The 17,311-nt window shown below is 55.9% G+C and carries 19 protein-coding genes; 5 read left to right on the plus strand and 14 right to left on the minus strand.

Annotated features, from left to right (window positions below; all coding sequences use genetic code 11):
• The first annotated feature begins 29 nt into the window (after positions 1-29).
• The 4 genes from mliC (at position 30) to pdxY (ending at position 3,394) form a co-directional block, all read left to right on the plus strand.
• Positions 30-353 (plus strand): C-type lysozyme inhibitor, encoded by a 324-nt coding sequence (gene mliC / locus AC0TNG_RS16440; protein ID WP_024909356.1) that lies wholly within the window; start codon positions 30-32, stop codon positions 351-353.
• Positions 354-410: 57 nt separating this feature from the next.
• On the plus strand, positions 411-1,067 hold the full coding sequence (gene pdxH, locus AC0TNG_RS16445; RefSeq protein ID WP_463726828.1) for a pyridoxamine 5'-phosphate oxidase: 657 nt from the start codon (positions 411-413) through the stop codon (positions 1,065-1,067).
• Between the two features lie 125 nt (positions 1,068-1,192).
• A complete protein-coding gene (tyrS, locus tag AC0TNG_RS16450; protein ID WP_023335449.1) occupies positions 1,193-2,467 on the plus strand; it encodes a tyrosine--tRNA ligase in 1,275 nt (424 codons plus the stop codon).
• A 66-nt stretch (positions 2,468-2,533) separates the two neighbouring features.
• Complete coding sequence (pdxY, locus tag AC0TNG_RS16455; protein WP_473712766.1) at positions 2,534-3,394, plus strand: pyridoxal kinase PdxY; 861 nt, start codon at positions 2,534-2,536, stop codon at positions 3,392-3,394.
• 90 nt (positions 3,395-3,484) lie between these two features.
• On the opposite strand, the gene gstA is transcribed toward pdxY, so the two are convergent.
• From gstA to blr, 12 genes are all read right to left on the minus strand, one after another.
• A complete protein-coding gene (gstA, locus tag AC0TNG_RS16460) occupies positions 3,485-4,090 on the minus strand; it encodes a glutathione transferase GstA (RefSeq protein WP_473712768.1) in 606 nt (201 codons plus the stop codon).
• A gap of 105 nt (positions 4,091-4,195) precedes the next feature.
• Entirely contained in the window at positions 4,196-5,704 is a 1,509-nt protein-coding gene (gene dtpA / locus AC0TNG_RS16465; RefSeq protein WP_024909352.1) for a dipeptide/tripeptide permease DtpA, read from the minus strand.
• 591 nt (positions 5,705-6,295) lie between these two features.
• Positions 6,296-6,931: an endonuclease III gene (gene nth, locus AC0TNG_RS16470; protein WP_008500570.1), complete on the minus strand. Its 636-nt coding sequence runs from the start codon at positions 6,929-6,931 to the stop codon at positions 6,296-6,298.
• On the minus strand, positions 6,928-7,614 hold the full coding sequence (locus AC0TNG_RS16475) for an electron transport complex subunit E (protein ID WP_023617347.1): 687 nt from the start codon (positions 7,612-7,614) through the stop codon (positions 6,928-6,930). The genes nth and AC0TNG_RS16475 overlap by 4 nt, the downstream gene beginning before the upstream one ends.
• Before the next feature lie 2 nt (positions 7,615-7,616).
• Positions 7,617-8,237, minus strand: coding sequence for an electron transport complex subunit RsxG (rsxG, locus tag AC0TNG_RS16480; RefSeq protein WP_032651034.1), 621 nt, complete (start codon positions 8,235-8,237; stop codon positions 7,617-7,619).
• A gap of 10 nt (positions 8,238-8,247) precedes the next feature.
• Complete coding sequence (gene rsxD, locus AC0TNG_RS16485; RefSeq protein ID WP_048991232.1) at positions 8,248-9,300, minus strand: electron transport complex subunit RsxD; 1,053 nt, start codon at positions 9,298-9,300, stop codon at positions 8,248-8,250.
• Positions 9,301-11,322, minus strand: a complete 2,022-nt coding sequence (rsxC, locus tag AC0TNG_RS16490; RefSeq protein WP_208763802.1) for an electron transport complex subunit RsxC — start codon at positions 11,320-11,322, stop codon at positions 9,301-9,303. It abuts the gene before it with no gap.
• The gene (gene rsxB / locus AC0TNG_RS16495; RefSeq protein WP_032651039.1) at positions 11,315-11,893 is read right to left on the minus strand and encodes an electron transport complex subunit RsxB; all 579 of its coding nucleotides are present in this window, start codon (positions 11,891-11,893) and stop codon (positions 11,315-11,317) included. The genes rsxC and rsxB overlap by 8 nt, the downstream gene beginning before the upstream one ends.
• Complete coding sequence (gene rsxA, locus AC0TNG_RS16500) at positions 11,893-12,474, minus strand: electron transport complex subunit RsxA (RefSeq protein ID WP_008500564.1); 582 nt, start codon at positions 12,472-12,474, stop codon at positions 11,893-11,895. The genes rsxB and rsxA overlap by 1 nt, the downstream gene beginning before the upstream one ends.
• A 76-nt stretch (positions 12,475-12,550) precedes the next feature.
• Positions 12,551-12,991, minus strand: a complete 441-nt coding sequence (locus AC0TNG_RS16505; protein WP_473712769.1) for a DUF2569 domain-containing protein — start codon at positions 12,989-12,991, stop codon at positions 12,551-12,553.
• A gap of 86 nt (positions 12,992-13,077) precedes the next feature.
• A complete protein-coding gene (gene ydgT / locus AC0TNG_RS16510; protein WP_013096896.1) occupies positions 13,078-13,293 on the minus strand; it encodes a transcription modulator YdgT in 216 nt (71 codons plus the stop codon).
• A 231-nt stretch (positions 13,294-13,524) separates the two neighbouring features.
• On the minus strand, positions 13,525-13,650 hold the full coding sequence (gene blr, locus AC0TNG_RS16515) for a division septum protein Blr (protein ID WP_169814161.1): 126 nt from the start codon (positions 13,648-13,650) through the stop codon (positions 13,525-13,527).
• Between the two features lie 243 nt (positions 13,651-13,893).
• On the opposite strand from blr, the gene AC0TNG_RS16520 reads away from it, so the two are divergent.
• Complete coding sequence (locus tag AC0TNG_RS16520) at positions 13,894-14,934, plus strand: oxidoreductase (protein WP_032651618.1); 1,041 nt, start codon at positions 13,894-13,896, stop codon at positions 14,932-14,934.
• A gap of 60 nt (positions 14,935-14,994) precedes the next feature.
• On the opposite strand, the gene add is transcribed toward AC0TNG_RS16520, so the two are convergent.
• The gene (add, locus tag AC0TNG_RS16525) at positions 14,995-15,996 is read right to left on the minus strand and encodes an adenosine deaminase (protein WP_473712770.1); all 1,002 of its coding nucleotides are present in this window, start codon (positions 15,994-15,996) and stop codon (positions 14,995-14,997) included.
• A 96-nt stretch (positions 15,997-16,092) separates the two neighbouring features.
• Positions 16,093-17,265: a MalY/PatB family protein gene (locus AC0TNG_RS16530; RefSeq protein WP_417927271.1), complete on the minus strand. Its 1,173-nt coding sequence runs from the start codon at positions 17,263-17,265 to the stop codon at positions 16,093-16,095.
• Positions 17,266-17,311 lie beyond the last annotated feature (46 nt).

The raw sequence follows: 17,311 nt of genomic DNA on the forward strand, positions 1-17,311 counted from the left end.
AGGACCAGGAAAGTCTTCGGAATACGCCCATGAAAAAACTTCTTCTTATTGCCGCCCCTTTGTTGCTGTCAGGATGCAGCGTCTATAACCAGTTCCTTGAGCGCATGCAGACCGATACGCTGGAGTATCGCTGCGACGAAAAACCGTTGACCGTGAAGCTGAATAATCCACGTCAGGAAGCCAGCTTTGTTTACGACAATAAATTGCTGACGCTGAAGCAGGGTATGTCGGCCTCCGGCGCACGTTACTCCGACGGTATCTACGTCTTCTGGTCGAAAGGCGACAGCGCCACGGTCTACAAGCGCGACCGCATTGTGCTGAACAATTGCCAGCTCGAAAACCCGAAGCGTTGAGATTTTTACAGGGGCGGCGCACAATAGCGCCACCCACTCTCAATGTCAGCTAACGCCATGTCAGATAACGATGAACTGCAGCAAATTGCGCATCTGCGCCGTGAATACACCAAAGGCGGCCTGCGTCGCCAGGATCTGCCCGCTGAACCCCTCGTGCTTTTTGAACGCTGGCTGCAACAGGCCTGCGAAGCGAAACTCGCCGATCCAACGGCCATGGTTGTCGCGACGGTAGATGAAAACGGTCAACCGTATCAGCGCATCGTATTGCTCAAGCATTATGACGAGAAAGGACTGGTGTTCTATACCAACCTTGGCAGTCGCAAAGCGCACCATTTAGAAAATAATCCGCGCATCAGCCTGCTGTTCCCGTGGCATATGCTGGAGCGTCAGGTGATGGTCACCGGCAAAGCGGAACGTCTCTCGACGCTGGAAGTGGTGAAGTATTTCCACAGCCGCCCGCGTGACAGCCAGATTGGCGCCTGGGTATCAAAACAGTCCAGCCGAATTTCCGCCCGTGGCGTGCTGGAAAGTAAATTCCTGGAGCTGAAACAGAAGTTCCAGCAGGGTGAAATTCCCCTGCCAAGTTTCTGGGGCGGTTTCCGTATCCCGATTGAGCAGATGGAGTTCTGGCAGGGGGGCGAACACCGCCTGCACGACCGCTTTTTATACCAGCGCGAGAATGGCGGCTGGAAAATCGACAGACTGGCACCGTAATCCCCGAAATTTGTTGATTTAAGCGCTAGCGCACACCGCGCTTGCGCTTTATTCTATGGTCCTTTCGCATCAGGCGAAAAGTCGTGTACCGGCAAAGGTGCAGTCGTTTATACATGGAGAATTTGATGGCAAGCAGTAACTTGATTAAACAATTGCAAGAGCGGGGTCTCGTGGCCCAGGTGACGGATGAGGAAGCGTTAGCAGAGCGACTGGCGCAAGGCCCGATCGCGCTCTATTGCGGCTTCGATCCCACCGCTGACAGCTTGCATTTGGGGCATCTTGTTCCATTGTTATGCCTGAAACGCTTCCAGATGGCGGGCCATAAGCCTGTTGCCCTGGTGGGCGGCGCGACCGGTCTGATTGGTGACCCAAGCTTTAAAGCCGCTGAGCGTAAACTGAATACCGAAGATACCGTGCAGGAGTGGGTAGATAAGATCCGCAAACAGGTTGCACCGTTCCTCGACTTCAACTGTGGTGATAATGCCGCCATTGCCGCGAACAACTACGACTGGTTTGGCAGCATGAACGTGTTGACCTTCCTGCGTGATATCGGCAAGCACTTCTCTGTTAACCAGATGATTAACAAAGAGGCCGTGAAGCAGCGTCTGAACCGCGACGACCAGGGTATCTCCTTTACCGAGTTCTCCTACAACCTGCTGCAGGGGTATGACTTTGCCTGCCTGAACAAACTGCACGGCGTTTCCCTGCAGATTGGCGGTTCCGATCAGTGGGGTAACATCACCTCCGGTATCGACCTGACCCGTCGCCTGCACCAGAATCAGGTCTTTGGTCTGACCGTTCCGCTGATCACCAAAGCAGATGGCACCAAATTCGGTAAAACCGAAGGCGGCGCGGTGTGGCTCGATCCGAAGAAAACCAGCCCGTACAAGTTCTACCAGTTCTGGATCAACACGGCGGATGCCGATGTTTACCGCTTCCTGAAGTTCTTCACCTTTATGGACATTGAAGAGATCAACGCGCTGGAAGAAGAAGACAAGAACAGCGGTAAAGCACCGCGCGCTCAGTACGTGCTGGCGGACGAAGTGACCAAACTGGTTCACGGTGAAGAAGGTCTGGCCGCGGCAAAACGCATTACCGCAAGCCTGTTCAACGGTACCCTGAGCGATCTGAGCGAAGCGGACTTCGAACAGCTGGCGCAGGACGGTGTGCCGATGGTTGAGATGGAAAAAGGGGCTGACCTGATGCAGGCGCTGGTGGACTCTGAGCTCCAGCCTTCCCGCGGTCAGGCGCGTAAAACCATCGCGTCTAACGCTATCACCATCAACGGTGAGAAGCAGGCTGACCCGGAATACACCTTCGTTGACGGCGATCGTCTGTATGGTCGCTACACGCTGCTGCGTCGCGGCAAGAAAAATTACTGCCTTGTCTGCTGGAAGTAATTAACAGTCTTCAGGGGCGTGGGAAACCACGCCCCTTTTGTTTTTTCAGGGTTTGGTAAGAAAAAAATGAAGAACATCCTCGCCATTCAGTCCCACGTTGTTTTTGGACAAGCGGGCAATAGCGCCGCGGAATTCCCGATGCGTCGCCTCGGCGTCAACGTCTGGCCCCTTAATACCGTGCAGTTCTCTAACCACACGCAATACGGCAAATGGACCGGCTGCGTGATGCCCCCTTCGCATCTCACTGAGGTAGTGCAGGGTATTGCCGATATCGACCAGCTCAAACGCTGTGACGCCGTGCTGAGCGGTTACCTCGGCTCAGCGGAGCAGGGGGAGCATATCCTCGGCATCGTGCGTCAGGTGAAAGCCGCAAACCCGTCGGCAAAATACTTCTGCGACCCCGTCATGGGACATCCGGAGAAAGGCTGCATCGTGGCGCCAGGCGTTGCAGAGTTTCACGTCCGCCACGCGCTGCCCGCCAGCGATATCATTGCGCCAAACCTGGTCGAACTCGAAATTCTCTGCGAGCGTCCGGTTAACAGCGTAGAAGAGGCCGTAAGCGCGTCCCGCGAGCTTATCGCGCTGGGGCCTGACGTTGTGCTGGTAAAACACCTTGCGCGCGCAGGGCTGAGCCAGGACCGTTTTGAGATGCTGCTGGTAACGAAAGATGACGCCTGGCATATCAGCCGTCCGCTGGTGGATTTTGGCCAGCGCCAGCCGGTTGGGGTCGGAGATGTCACCAGCGGTCTGCTGCTGGTGAAATTACTGCAAGGGGCGACAATGCGCGACGCGCTCGAGCATGTTACTGCGGCGGTGTACGAAATCATGATTGCGACGAAAGAGATGCAGGAATATGAACTGCAGGTGGTCGCGGCACAGGATCGTATCGCGAAGCCGGAGCACTATTTCAGCGCTACCCAGCTTTAAACACCGCCCGGCGGCGCTGCGCTTGCACGGGCCTACGGAATTCGTAGGCCGGGTAAGCGTCAGCGCCACCCGGCAACACAGTCTGCTCGGTTAATTCAACCCTTCCGCTTTCAGCGCCGCAGCCACCGCAGGACGCTCTGCCACGCGTTTCATATACGCTGCAATATGGTCTAACCCTTCCAGGTTAAGCTTAACCGCGCGCGCCCAGCGCAGCACGGTGAACAGGTATGCGTCGGCAATCGTGAAGCGCGGACCCGCAATCCACTGATCGTCTTTCAGCGATGCGTTAACGTACTGCAGCTTTTTCTCAAGAAGGGCGCGCAGGGTCGGTTTGAACTCCTCTGGCGTATCCGGGCGGAACAGAGGGGTAAAGCCTTTGTGCAGCTCGGTGGCAATGTAGTTCAGCCATTCCAGCGTCTTATAACGCGAAATGGTACTGACCGGCGCCAGCAGATGGCGATCGGGTACGCTATCGGCCAGGAACTGCATAATCGCCACGCCTTCAGTCAGCAGAGTACCGTCGTCCAGCAAGAGCGCCGGAACTTGTCCTTTCGGGTTGATGGCAAGAAAATCATCGCCGTTTTCCAGACGTTTTTTCATCAGGTCAACGCCATCCAGCGTGAAATCTTTGCCGCTCTCGCGCAGGGTGATATGGGAAGCAAGAGAGCACGCACCCGGTTTGTAGAACAGTTTCATCGGTAACTCCTTTTTGCTGAGGTTTCAGCTATGTTAGTGCGCAAACGGATAAAAAAAAAGCCGCTAATGCATTAGCGGCTTCTGGTCAGTCGTTTCTCACGGAAATCACGCGGTAGCGGTGTTTGTCGCTTTAGCGGTCTTGTCGTCGTCCTGAGTCATACGGTTCAGTTTCGGCGCGGTCAGCAGCATCAGAGCGGCAATTACCGCAGTCGCGATACCAATCTGCATGAACACGGTACCGTAGACGTTCAGGGAAAGCAGTGGATCGGTTACATTTTCCGGAACAGCCATCAGGTTAGCAATCTTACCCGCGATGATTGCCGCACCGGCAGTGGTCAGGAACCAGCTACCCATGATGAAGCCCATCAGACGCTGAGGAACCAGCTGCGCAACCATGGCCAGTCCCAGGCCGGAGATCATCAGCTCGCCGATAGACTGCAGCGCGTAGCTCAGGATCAGCCAGTTAACGGAAACGATACCTGCGTCGGACGCAAATTTGGTACCCAGTGGCAGTACCAGGAAGGCACCAGAACACAGCACCATACCCAGCGCAAACTTGTGCGGCATCGGCAGACGGTCACCCATCTTGTTATAGATAGCGGCCAGAATTGGGGAACCAATCATGATCCAGAACGGGTTCAGTGCCTGGAACTGCTCAGGTTCAAACGCGATACCCAGAATGGAGTGCTCTACGTTACGGATGGCGAAGAAGTTCAGTGAAGTTGGCATCTGGCTGTACAGCACGAAGAAGATAATCGCTTCCAGCATCAGAATGAACGCCACAATCATCTTGCGACGGGCCGCACCCTGCATGGCGAATGCTTCTTTTGCAAAGATGACCACGATACCCAGCGCAACCACGCCCAGAACGGCACGTGCGATACCCTGGTTGTGCAGCAGCCAGGTGGCGATGGCCGCGAGGACAACAACGCCCACGATGGTGGCCAGCAGTTTGCCCATATGCACAGGCTCGAAGTCAGGTTTTGAACCGTAATCTTTAACCCAGCTGCGGCAGAACAGGAAGTTCACCACGGTGATCAACATACCCACGAAGCTCAGTGCAAATGCCACGCTCCAGCCGAATTTCGCCGCGAGCCATGGGGTTGCCAGCATAGAGAAGAACGAACCGATGTTGATGGACATGTAGTACATGGTAAATGCACCGTCCAGGCGCGGATCGTCTTTGTTGTAGCAGGTCGAAAGCAGAGAGGACGGGTTCGCTTTGAACAGACCATTACCAACGGCAATCGTCGCCATACCCATATACACGACAGCGGCATCATGCCCTGACCATGCCACCAGACCATAGCCAATCGCCAGGACAATGGCGCCCAGCATGATGACGCGTTTAGTCCCGAGGACTTTATCGCCCAGCCAGCCGCCAATCGCGACCAGACCGTACACCAGAGCACTGAAGGAAGAGAACAGCGTGATGGAATCGGCTTCGGACATACCCAGCTGTTTTACCAGGTAAACCGCCATGATCCCTTGCAGGCCGTAATAACCAAAACGCTCCCATAACTCGATAGAGAAGATGAGATAGAACGCTTTAGGTTGTTTAAAAGCGTTAAGACTCACGCTTTCATCTGTTGGTTTATTGTTTGCAGTAGACACATATACCTCTTTTTTTACATCCCATATTAATGGGGGTGTTCATAGCGTGATGGCCGTAGTCCATACGCCTTATAGTTATATTGGGAGGAGAAACGGCGGGTAATGTTCACTATCCTGCCCCGTCTGGCAATACGTTTGTAATAATCTGTTACATATATCTGGAGTGGTATAATCGTCGGTTCATGCAAATGTTATTCAGCGTTAAATTTCATACGATGAGTAAAGGTAGTTTTTTCGACTGGTAATGACCCGTCCGGATCGGCTTTTGGCGATATGTTCTGCTATTTGTCGCTTTACGCAGTGATATAGCCCATATTCTGAAAAATAGCTGGTCTTATCTTCGGTGATGGGAGGTGAGTATCTTGTCAGACAAAGGGTTTAGGCCGATTTTGACAACAAAAATTCAACATGAAGTTATCAGGGTGATCGCGATCACAGATGTATAGAAATTTTTGGCCATGAAAAAAGTATTAACCTGTTTGAGCGTTAAACAACCGAACAAGTGACAGGTCAGAGTAAGCGAAAGACGGACAAGTAACGGCCAAAAGAAGAGCATTCGATAGCCCTTCTTGTAATATGGGATTGGGGCGATCAGGGATACACTTTTTCTTTGTATTCGCAGAGATCTTCAATAATGCATGAGCCGCAGCGAGGCTTGCGGGCAATACAGGTATAACGGCCGTGCAGAATCAGCCAGTGATGGCAATCCACCTTAAATTCTGCCGGAACCACTTTCAGCAGCTTCTCTTCGACCTGCTCGACGTTTTTCCCGGGCGCGAAGTTGGTCCGGTTAGACACGCGAAATATATGCGTATCCACGGCGATAGTGGGCCAGCCAAACGCAGTGTTAAGCACCACGTTTGCGGTCTTACGCCCCACGCCCGGTAAGGCTTCCAGCGCAGCGCGGTCCTCCGGCACTTCGCCTCCGTGCTGTTCCAGCAGGATCCGGCAGGTCTTGATGACGTTCTCGGCTTTGCTGTTAAACAGGCCGATGGTTTTGATATACGACTTCACGCCTTCCACGCCCAGCTCCAGCATGGCCTTCGGCGTATTGGCGACCGGATAGAGCAGGGCAGTGGCTTTATTGACGCTCACGTCGGTCGCCTGTGCAGAAAGCAACACCGCGATCAGCAGCTCAAACGGGGAGGTAAAATTCAGCTCCGTCGTCGGGTGCGGGTTCTCGTCCCGCAGACGGGTCAGGATCGCAATGCGCTTTTCTTTATTCATGAAGCCTTCTCGGGTGTCCCTTCCAGAACGCTACGCTCAGCCGCGCGGCGCTTACGTTTTTCATCAATCAGGTATTTTATCGCCAGCATCATGCCAAGGCCAATAAATGCGCCAGGCGGCAGCATCGCCAGCAGGAATGGCGTATCGGTGTGGAACACTTCAACACGCAGCGCTTTGGCCCAGCCGCCGAGCAGCGCATCTGCGCCGTCAAACAGCGTACCGTTACCGAGGATCTCGCGCAGCGAGCCCAGCACGAACATGGCGCATGTGGCACCCATGCCAATGGAAAACCCATCCAGCGCCGACATGGCGGGGCTGTTTTTCACCGCGAAGGCTTCCGCGCGCCCGACAACGATACAGTTGGTGACGATAAGGGGAATAAAGATCCCGAGCGACTGGTACAGGCCAAACGCGTAGGCGTTAATCAGCATCTGAACGATACTGACCACCGACGCAATGATCATGACGTAAATCGGAATACGAATTTCCGACGGCGTCCAGCGGCGCAGGGCAGAGATGGAGAGGTTGGTCAGGGTCAATACCAGCGTGGTTGCCAGACCCAGACCGAGCGCGTTGGTGGCGGTGGACGTTACCGCCAGCAGTGGGCACATGCCCAGAAGCTGTACCAGCGCGGAGTTGTTCTTCCACAACCCCTGGACAATAACCTCTTTAACCTGGCTCATGATTACTCCTCACAGGCCGGAAGATTGTTGATTTGCGCGGGCAGCGTTTCAGCATACAGCCCGGCTCGTTTTACGGCATTCACCACCGCACGTGGGGTGATGGTCGCCCCGGTGAACTGGTCGAATTCGCCGCCATCTTTCTTCACTGCAAACGCGGTGTCACCTTCGCCATGGATCACTTTACCGGCAAAGTGCAAAATCCAGTCGCTCAGGCGGGTTTCAATTTTATCGCCAAGACCCGGCGTTTCATGGTGTTCCGTCACGCGGGTGCCCAGTATGGTGCCGGAGAAATCGCTGCCCACAAGCAGCTGAATGGCGCCGGAATAGCCGTCAGGCGCCGTCGCTTCCATCACTGCGCCGACCGGTTTATCCCCTTTGCGGGCGATAAAGAGGCGGTGTGGGCCTTTCCCAAGCTGCGGCGCGTCTACCACAAAGCAGCTTTTTTGCAGGTCATTATCGTAGAAATCGGACGGGATCACCTGATCGAACAGCGCCTTTTGCTGCTTCGAGGCCTGTTCTTCGATTGTCGTTTTGGTCAGCGCATTAACCAGTGCCGTCAGCCCCGTCAGGACCGCGGCGAAGACAGCCAGCGTGACGCCGTGTTTTTGCATCGTTTTTAACATGGCGAAACCCTTAGCGATGACCGTACACGCGTGGACGCGTGTAATAGTCGATGAGCGGAACGGTTATGTTGGCAAGCAGGACGGCAAAGGCCACGCCGTCCGGGTAGCCGCCAAAGCTGCGGATGAGCCATACCAGAAGGCCCGCCAGCGCGCCGAAGATCAGACGTCCACGGTTAGTCGTGGACGCCGTCACCGGATCCGTCAGGATAAAGAAGGCACCCAGCATGGTCGCACCGGAGAGCAAATGCATCTGCGGGCTGGCCAGTGATTCAGGGGAGAAGACCCAGCCCAGCGTGGCGCAAACCGCCAGCGTCACGAGGAAGCTGACCGGAATATGCCAGCGAATGGCTTTCTGCTGCAGCAGGAACAGGCCGCCCAGCAGATACGCCAGGTTGACCCACTGCCAGCCTGCACCCGCCAGCATGCCGCTGTAGATCGCGGATTTCATGATCTGCTCAACGCTGTGCCCGGCATGCAGGGATGTTTTAAAGGTATCGAGCGGCGTCGCCTGGCTGATACCGTCCACGCCCATGCGCAGCGCGTTCATATCCGCACCGAGCACCGTATGACCGGTAAAGATCACGTGCAGAGCATCCATAAAGCCCGGAACGGTGGCCGCAATCTCATGCGGAGGCAGCCAGCTGGTCATCTGTACCGGGAAGGAGATCAGCAGCACCACGTAGCCAATCATCGCCGGGTTGAACGGGTTATGGCCGAGCCCGCCGTACAGCTGTTTGGCAATGATCACCGCAAACACGGTACCCAGGACCACCATCCACCATGGGGCGAACGGTGGGATACTGATGGCCAGCAGCAGGCCGGTCAACAGTGCGGAGTTATCGGCAAGAATGCGGGAGACAGCCGCCTTGCGCAGCTTAAGCACAAGCGCTTCCGCCGCTAAGGCGCTGGCACAGCCCAGGATTATCTGGAACAGGGTTCCCCAGCCGAAAAACCAGCACTGAACGGCAATGCCCGGCAGCGCCGCCAGGCAGACCAGCATCATGATGCGCGATGTCTGGCGCTGATTGTGGGTGTAAGGGGAGCTTGCGATTCTGAAAACCATTTAATCCTCGTTAACTGCTTGCTGTGCGGCTTTCTTCGCCTGAACGCGCGCAATGGCGGCGGCGACGGCGGCCTTACGCGGGTCATCGTTGGCGGCCTGCGGTTGCTCATCCTGCTGCGCCGCCTTACGGGCTTTAGCGCGGGCAATCGCCGCTTCGACGGCGGCTTTACGCGGGTCGACCGGCGCTTCGGGTTCTGCGGTTTGTGTCTGCTGCGCTGCTTTGCGCGCTTTAGCACGGGCAATCGCCGCTTCGACGGCCGCTTTGCGAGGGTCGACGGCTTCCTGCTCGACCACCACATTCTGCTCACCGGCTTTGCGGGCTTTAGCGCGGGCTATTGCCGCTTCAACGGCGGCTTTACGCGGGTCGATCTCCGCCTCTGCCTGGACCGTTTGCGCTTTTTCAGCCTGACGGGCGCGCGCTGCGGCCTTACGTGCTTCACGCGCGGCAATCGCTTCGCTGTTGTCCGGCTTCTCGCCGGCCGGGATCACCACAGGCTGCGCTGCAGTGGCTTTTTTCTCGCGAACGCGCGCCAGTGCGGCGTTAATCGCATCCTGATCTTTCTCGGCAGGCTGAACGGCGGCCTGCTTATGGCGCTCCTGACGGGCGATTTTTTCGCGTTCCAGGCGCGCCTGGCGCGCTTCGAAGCGCGCTTTGGCTTCTGCCGCGCGTTTTTCTTCCATGGAGATGGCATAAATTTCAGCCTTCTCCTGGCGGAAATACTGCACCAGAGGAATATTGCTAGGGCATACCCAGGCGCAGGCACCGCATTCAATGCAGTCGGCCAGGTTATGGGCTTTCGCCTTGTCGTGCAGCTGGCCTTTGCTGTACCAGTAGAGCTGCTGCGGCAGCAGATCCGCCGGGCAGGCGTCGGCACAGGCGCTGCAGCGGATGCAGCCTTTCTCTTCCTGCTCCTCGCCCATCTCGGTCGGAGAAGGTGCGAGCAGACAGTTGGTGATTTTCACTACCGGAACGTCCAGCCACGGCAGGGTAAAGCCCATCAGCGGGCCGCCCATGATCACCATCTGGTCGCTGCCCGGGCAAAACTCAGCCTGTTCCAGCAGATGACGCACCGGCGTACCCAGACGCGCCCAGACGTTGCCCGGACGAGAAATTGATTCCCCGGTCAGCGTCACCACGCGCTCGGTTAACGGTTCGCCGTCAATCACCGCGCGCTTCACGGCATACGCGGTGCCGACGTTTTGCATCAGCACGCCGATATCCGAAGAGCGTCCGCCATGCGGGACCTGCTTGCCGGTGAGAATTTGCGTCAGCTGTTTTGCGCCGCCGGAAGGGTACTTGGTCGGGATAACGCGCAGGCTAATATCATGACTGCCCGCCAGCACGGCGCGCAGCATTGAAATAGCCTGCGGTTTATTGTCTTCGATACCGATCAGCACTTCCCGCGGCTGCAGAATGTGCGCGAGGATGCGGATACCTTCCACCACCTGGGCGGCGCAGTCCTGCATCAGACGATCGTCGGCGGTGATATACGGCTCGCACTCGGCGGCGTTAATAATCAACGTCTGAATGTTATCACCACCGCCGCGCAGCTTGACGCCGGTCGGGAAGCCCGCGCCACCCAGACCAGCAACGCCGAACTGATGAATGCGCTCGATAAGCGCTTCGCGGCTGTGGGCGCGGTAATCGCTCCAGCCGTCACGGTCAATCCAGCGGTCTTCGCCATCGGCTTCAATCATCACGCTCAGCTCTGAGAGCGCGGACGGATGAGCCACCGTATGAGGGGCGATAGCGACCACCTTACCGGAGGTGGGGGCGTGCACCGGCAGCATACGTCCGCGACCAAAGGTCAGCGGCTGACCGCGAAGGACGGTATCACCTTCTTTCACGCACAGCTCACCCTCCGCGCCGATGTGCTGCTTGAGCGGCATAACGAAACGGGTCGCCAGCGGAATTTGACGCAGCGGCGTGCCGTTAGACTGGGTTTTCATTTCCGGTGGATGAATACCGCCGTCAAAGTCCCAAATCTTCTCTTTTCTGAAAGCAGAAAATAACTTAAGCATGTTGTTCCACAGGAATATTGCGAACCGGAATGGCTTGAAGATCCCACTTCCAGCTTTCGGTAGTCGTTTCAACCGGGCGCAGCTCGATACATTGCGTCGGGCAGGGTGCCACGCAGAGGTTACAGCCGGTGCAGAGGTCCGCCACGACGGTGTGCATGGCGCGGGTTGCGCCCACAATGGCGTCAACCGGGCAGGCCTGAATACATTTGGTGCAGCCGATACAGTTGGCTTCGTCGATCACGGCCAGCGCGCGGACCGGCTCCTGTACGTCCGCATCGCCGTCAACAGGCTGCGGGTCAACGTTAAGCAGGGCCGCAATTTTCAACATCACCGCTTCGCCACCGGGCGCACAGCGGTTAATTTTTTCACCCTGAACCCCTACCGCTTCGGCATAAGGGCGGCAGCCGGGGTAGCCGCACTGCCCGCACTGGCTTTGTGGCAGAAGCTCATCAATTTTTTCTACAACGGGATCGTCCTCTACCGCGAAACGGCGGGAGGCGTAGCCCAGGATAAGGCCAAACACCAACCCCAGAACGCTGATAGAGGCGATGGCAATCCAGATAGCATTCATTACAACTTCACCAGACCACTAAAGCCCATAAAGGCCAGAGACATTAAACCTGCGGTCACCAGCGCAATCGCGTTACCGCGGAAGGGCGCAGGGATATCCGCTGCTGCCAGGCGCTCGCGAATGGAGGCGAACAGCACCATCACCAGAGAGAAACCGACTGCCGCAGAGAAACCATACAGCGCCGACTGCATAAAGTTATGGCCAAGGTTGATGTTCAGCAGCGCTACGCCGAGAACCGCACAGTTGGTGGTGATCAGCGGCAGGAAGATACCCAGCAGGCGATAAAGCGCCGGGCTGGTTTTACGCACCACCATTTCGGTAAATTGCACCACCACCGCGATAACCAGAATAAAGGCCAGCGTACGAAGATAGGTTAATCCCAGCGGGATGAGGATCCAGGTATCGATCCACCACGCGCAGATGGACGCCAGCGTCATCACGAAGGTCGTCGCCAGCCCCATACCCATTGCTGTTTCCAGCTTTTTGGAAACGCCCATAAACGGACACAGGCCAAGGAACTTCACCAGAACGAAGTTGTTAACCAGCACGGTGCCGACAAAGAGCAGTAAGTAATCGGTCATTATTTAGCCTGAAATAAAAAAGCCGCCTATTATCGGACAAACCGACGCAGGCGACAACAGGTTATCTGTAGGGTTATTACGGGTTCACGAAGGTGTTTTTCACCCGCGTCGAACGTTTGAAATAGGGCACCAGCAGCGCCGCAGCCAGCAACGGGAATAGCAGCTGACGAATGGCCAGCGCGTCTGATACGGGCGAAAAGGCAAACGCTTTCACTGCCAGCAGGACCGAAATCAGCAGCCAGATAATGTAGTGCTTAGGCACACTCTTGCGGCGCTTAAAGAAGGCGATGGTCAGCCACAGCGTGTAGTACCACATTCCAATCGCGAAAACGAACGACACAAACCACAAAGCAATATTCAGCACGCTTTGCGACATCAGGGTCTGGATGGCGTGGGGGGTAATCAGTGCGGTGGTATACAGCAGCAGCGCAAGCGATGCGCTTAATAAGGCAACCAGCAGCCATGCCAGTGGGGCGATTAACCAGCCTCCAATGCGTTCTCCAGGCGTTGCGGTCATGAACTCTCCCATAATCTGCGCGAAATGTTGTACAGCCAGTTTGCAGGGCGGAGAGTATATAACATTTCGCGCGGATGGCTACTTTCTTATAAAACGTAACGCCATACAGACTTAGGCACTTCACCGACGTTGAACAAACGACCACCGGAAACCAGCTCCGCGCGGCGATGGTCTGCGGCGCGATACATATTAATGATGTCCTGATTATCCGACAGGGTGTAGTTCAGATGGTCAAACAGTTTTTCCAGGCTCTCAAGCGAATTGATCTTGCGAAATTTTAATAAATAGTCCTGAACTGTCATATTAATAAGTTTCCATATAAAAGTGAGTAATACCAGTTAAGGTAATTCGGTCGAATAATAAACGGATTAATAAAGACGTAAACAGCCCACTCAGGTAACGCGACGAAATTAGGAGTTTTCTTTGCTGAAATTCAGGCATCAGACGATGCCTGGAAGAGAAGGTTAACCGTGTTCACCAGGGCTGGCAATACGAAACTGACATATTATGTCACTCTTTATTGCAGTAACCGGTTACTTAGGTTGAGCGATGGTGACAGGCTCCGGCGGCTGGTAGTTATCGATATGGCTGGCGACGCCCAGCAAAATGACCGAAACTCCAAGGACAATCCATCCCGCTAATTCAATGATTCGATTAATAATTGACGTCATAATGCGTAATTGTACTTTATCCATAAAGACAGGGCGCAAATGTTACAGTGACGTCTCCCTGACGGCAAGCGCTTTGGGAACGGTTCCCTTAAGCAAAATCAGTAGGTTAATACTATGTAACAAAAACAACCCGTACAACCTGCTATTTTAAGTCATAGGGCACATTATTAATCTGTGCTCATGCCAGGTTAGCCAGTGTGAAATAAGAATGTCATAAAAGAGGATGGCACTATGAGTGATAATATCCGCGTCGGGCTTATCGGCTACGGGTACGCGAGCAAAACGTTTCATGCGCCTCTGATAGCCGGGACGCCGGGGATGGCGCTGGCGGCGGTATCCAGCAGCGATGCCGCTAAAGTCCATGCCGACTGGCCTTCCGTGCCGGTTGTCTCTGAACCTAAACACCTTTTCAACGATCCGAATATTGATTTAATCGTCATCCCCACACCGAACGACACCCACTTTCCGCTGGCAAAGGCCGCGCTGGAAGCCGGTAAGCACGTAGTGGTCGATAAGCCCTTCACCGTGACGCTGTCACAGGCACGCGAGCTGGATGCGCTGGCAAAGAGTCTGGGCAGGCTGCTGTCGGTGTTCCATAACCGCCGCTGGGACAGCGACTTTCTGACGGTAAAAAGGCTTCTCAGTGAAGGCACGCTAGGGGAGATCCTCTTTTTTGAATCGCACTTTGACCGCTTTCGTCCGCAGGTGAGAAACCGCTGGCGCGAACAGGCCGGTCCGGGCAGCGGCATCTGGTACGATTTAGCCCCGCATCTGCTGGATCAGGCCGTCAATCTTTTTGGTCTGCCGGTGAGCATGACGGTCGATCTCGCCCAGCTCAGGCCCGGCGCGCAGACAACCGATTACTTCCACGCGGTGCTCAGTTACCCGCAGCGGCGGATTGTGCTGCACGGCACGATGGTCGCGGCCGCAGAATCGGCCCGCTATATCATTCACGGTACGCGCGGGAGCTACGTGAAGTTTGGTCTCGATCCGCAGGAAGACAGGCTTAAAAACGGTGAACGTCTGCCGCAGGAAGACTGGGGCTATGATATGCGCGACGGCGTGGTAACGCGGGTCGAAGGCGAGGAGCTGGTCGAGGAGACCTTGCTGACGATACCGGGGAATTATCCGGCGTATTATGCCGCTATCCGCGATGCGCTGAACGGCACGGGAGAAAATCCGGTTCCGGCCAGCCAGGCGATTCAGATTATGGAGCTGATTGAGTTGGGCATCGAATCTGCCAAACATCGCGCGACGCTCTGTCTGGCATAATTTTTTAATATTTTGTAGTTGTAGGCCGGGTAAGGCGTAGCCGCCACCCGGCAAAAGGGTTTACGCGGTTGCCACCTTATCCCGCAGCGCCTGTTTCTCAGCAGGCGTCAGGAAGGCAATTTCCAGCCCGTTAATCTGTGCCTGACGGATCTGCTCGCGGTTCAGACCCGCCTGCGGTGCGGCTATGTTGTACTCGTGGATAATATCCACGCCCTGAACAGCCGGGTCATCAGTGTTCAGCGAGGCCAGCACGCCGTGCTCGAGGAACGTTTTTAGCGGATGATGCGCCAGCGTCGCCACGGTGCTGGTCTGAATGTTAGACGTCAGGCACGACTCAATCCCGATACGCTGCTCCGCCAGGAAATCCATCAGGGCGCGATCTTCGACCGCCTTCACGCCGTGACCGATACGCTCGGCGCCCAGCTCGCGGATGGCCTGCCAGATGCTTTCCGGGCCAGCAGCTTCACCCGCATGGACGGTAATGTGCCAGCCGGCATCGCGCGCGCGGTTGAAGTGGGAGAGGAACAGGCTGCCCGGGAAGCCCAGCTCGTCACCGGCGAGGTCGACGGCGGTGATGGCATCGCGATGGGCCAGCAGCGCTTCCAGCTCCTGCAGGCAGGCGGCTTCACCGAACGTACGGCTCATAATGCCGATCAGCCGAGCCTGAACGTCGAAGGTTTTACACCCTTCACGCACACCTTCAATGACGGCTTCCACCACGCCTGCAACGGGCAGGTTGTGGGTCATCGCCATATAGCCCGGCGAGAAGCGCAGCTCGACGTAGTGCAGGCCGTTGCGGGCGGCATCTTCGATGTTCTCAAACGCCACGCGGCGGCAGGCATCCAGCGACGCCAGCATCTTCACGCCCCAGTCGAGTTTGCTCAGGAAGCTGACCAGGTCCGGTTCATTAGAGGTCACCTGTACGTGAGGGATCAAGGACTCAAGGGTCTGAGCAGGAAGCGTTAAATTGAACTGGCGGCCAAGATCGAGGATGGTTTGGGCTCGAATGTTACCGTCAAGGTGACGATGAATATCAGTTAAAGGCAGGCGTGTATCAATCATGGTCGCACTCTTTTCTGGTTAAAGTGCGCCATATTATAAAAACAAAACGGGGTAAAAAGCTATTTGCGCAAGGGGATATTCCGTTGCGCAAATTGATTACAGGAGCGTGTTAATCCCGGCAATGAGGCGTTGCACGCCTTGTTCCAGCTTGCTGCGCGGGCAGCCCGCATTCAGGCGAACAAAGCCATTACCCTCTTCGCCGTAGGTATATCCCGGCATGATGGCGACTTTTTGCTGCTCGATCAGCACTTTTTGCAATGCTCGATCGTCAATATTCAGCGGACGCAGGTCAATCCAGGCCAGATAGGTCGCTTCGGGCGGCTGCCAGTTCAGTTTCGGAAAAGCGCGGTTTACTTCCTGCGCGATATACAACAAATTATCTTCGAGATAACCCCGCAGGGCATCCAGCCACGGCTCCCCCTGCTGATAGGCGGCGATATGCGCCGTCAGCGCCAGCACGGAAGGGGAAGAGAGTCCGTCCCGGCCTTTTAGCGCGCTGAGGTAACCGTTACGGCTCTCTTCATCGCCAATCAGGCCGTAAGCGCCCGTCAGCGCCGGAATATTAAAGCTTTTCGAGCCGGAGGTGAGAAGCGCCCATTTGCCGCGCGCCACCGCGTTCCACGGCGTGTGACGATGCTCTCCCCACACCATGTCCATATGGATTTCATCGCTGATAACCGCCACGTCATAGCGTGCGCACAGTTCCGCCATCTGCGTCAGTTCATCCCGCGTCCAGACCTTACCGGTCGGGTTTTGCGGGCTGCACAGCAGCAAAATTTTGTTTTCTGGTTTCGCCAGCGCTGCTTCGAGGGCCACCATATTGCCCTGCCAGCCTGCAGCCTGCTTTTCCATCTCAACCGCAACAACACGACGCGCGTTACCCTCTATGGCTTTATAAAACGCATCGTATGCCGGGGTGTGAACCACCACGCCGTCGCCGGGGTTTGACCAGAGGCGAATCAATTCAGAGACCATATAAATGACGGAAGGACCGTAAACGATCGATTCGGTCTCAATCCGGCTGTTAAAGCGCTGCTGGAACCAGTGCGCGACGGCGGCGAGAAACTCATCGTTCTTCCAGCGGCTGTAGCCCAACACGCCGTGATTAATACGCTGATGCAGCGCGTCGGTAATGCAGGGCGCGGTGGCGAAATCCATATCCGAGATGGTGAAGGGCAGCAGGTCGGCTGCGCCAAAGCGGTCGGCGACGTAGTCCCACTGCGTACACCAGGTGCCGTGTCGATCCACGACGGTAGAGAAATCAAACATGACGTTAATCCTTAAAGTAAAACCCCCTCATGAGAGGGGGCTGAGG

The sequence above is a fragment of the Enterobacter sp. PL_is514 genome (genome assembly GCF_055816715.1).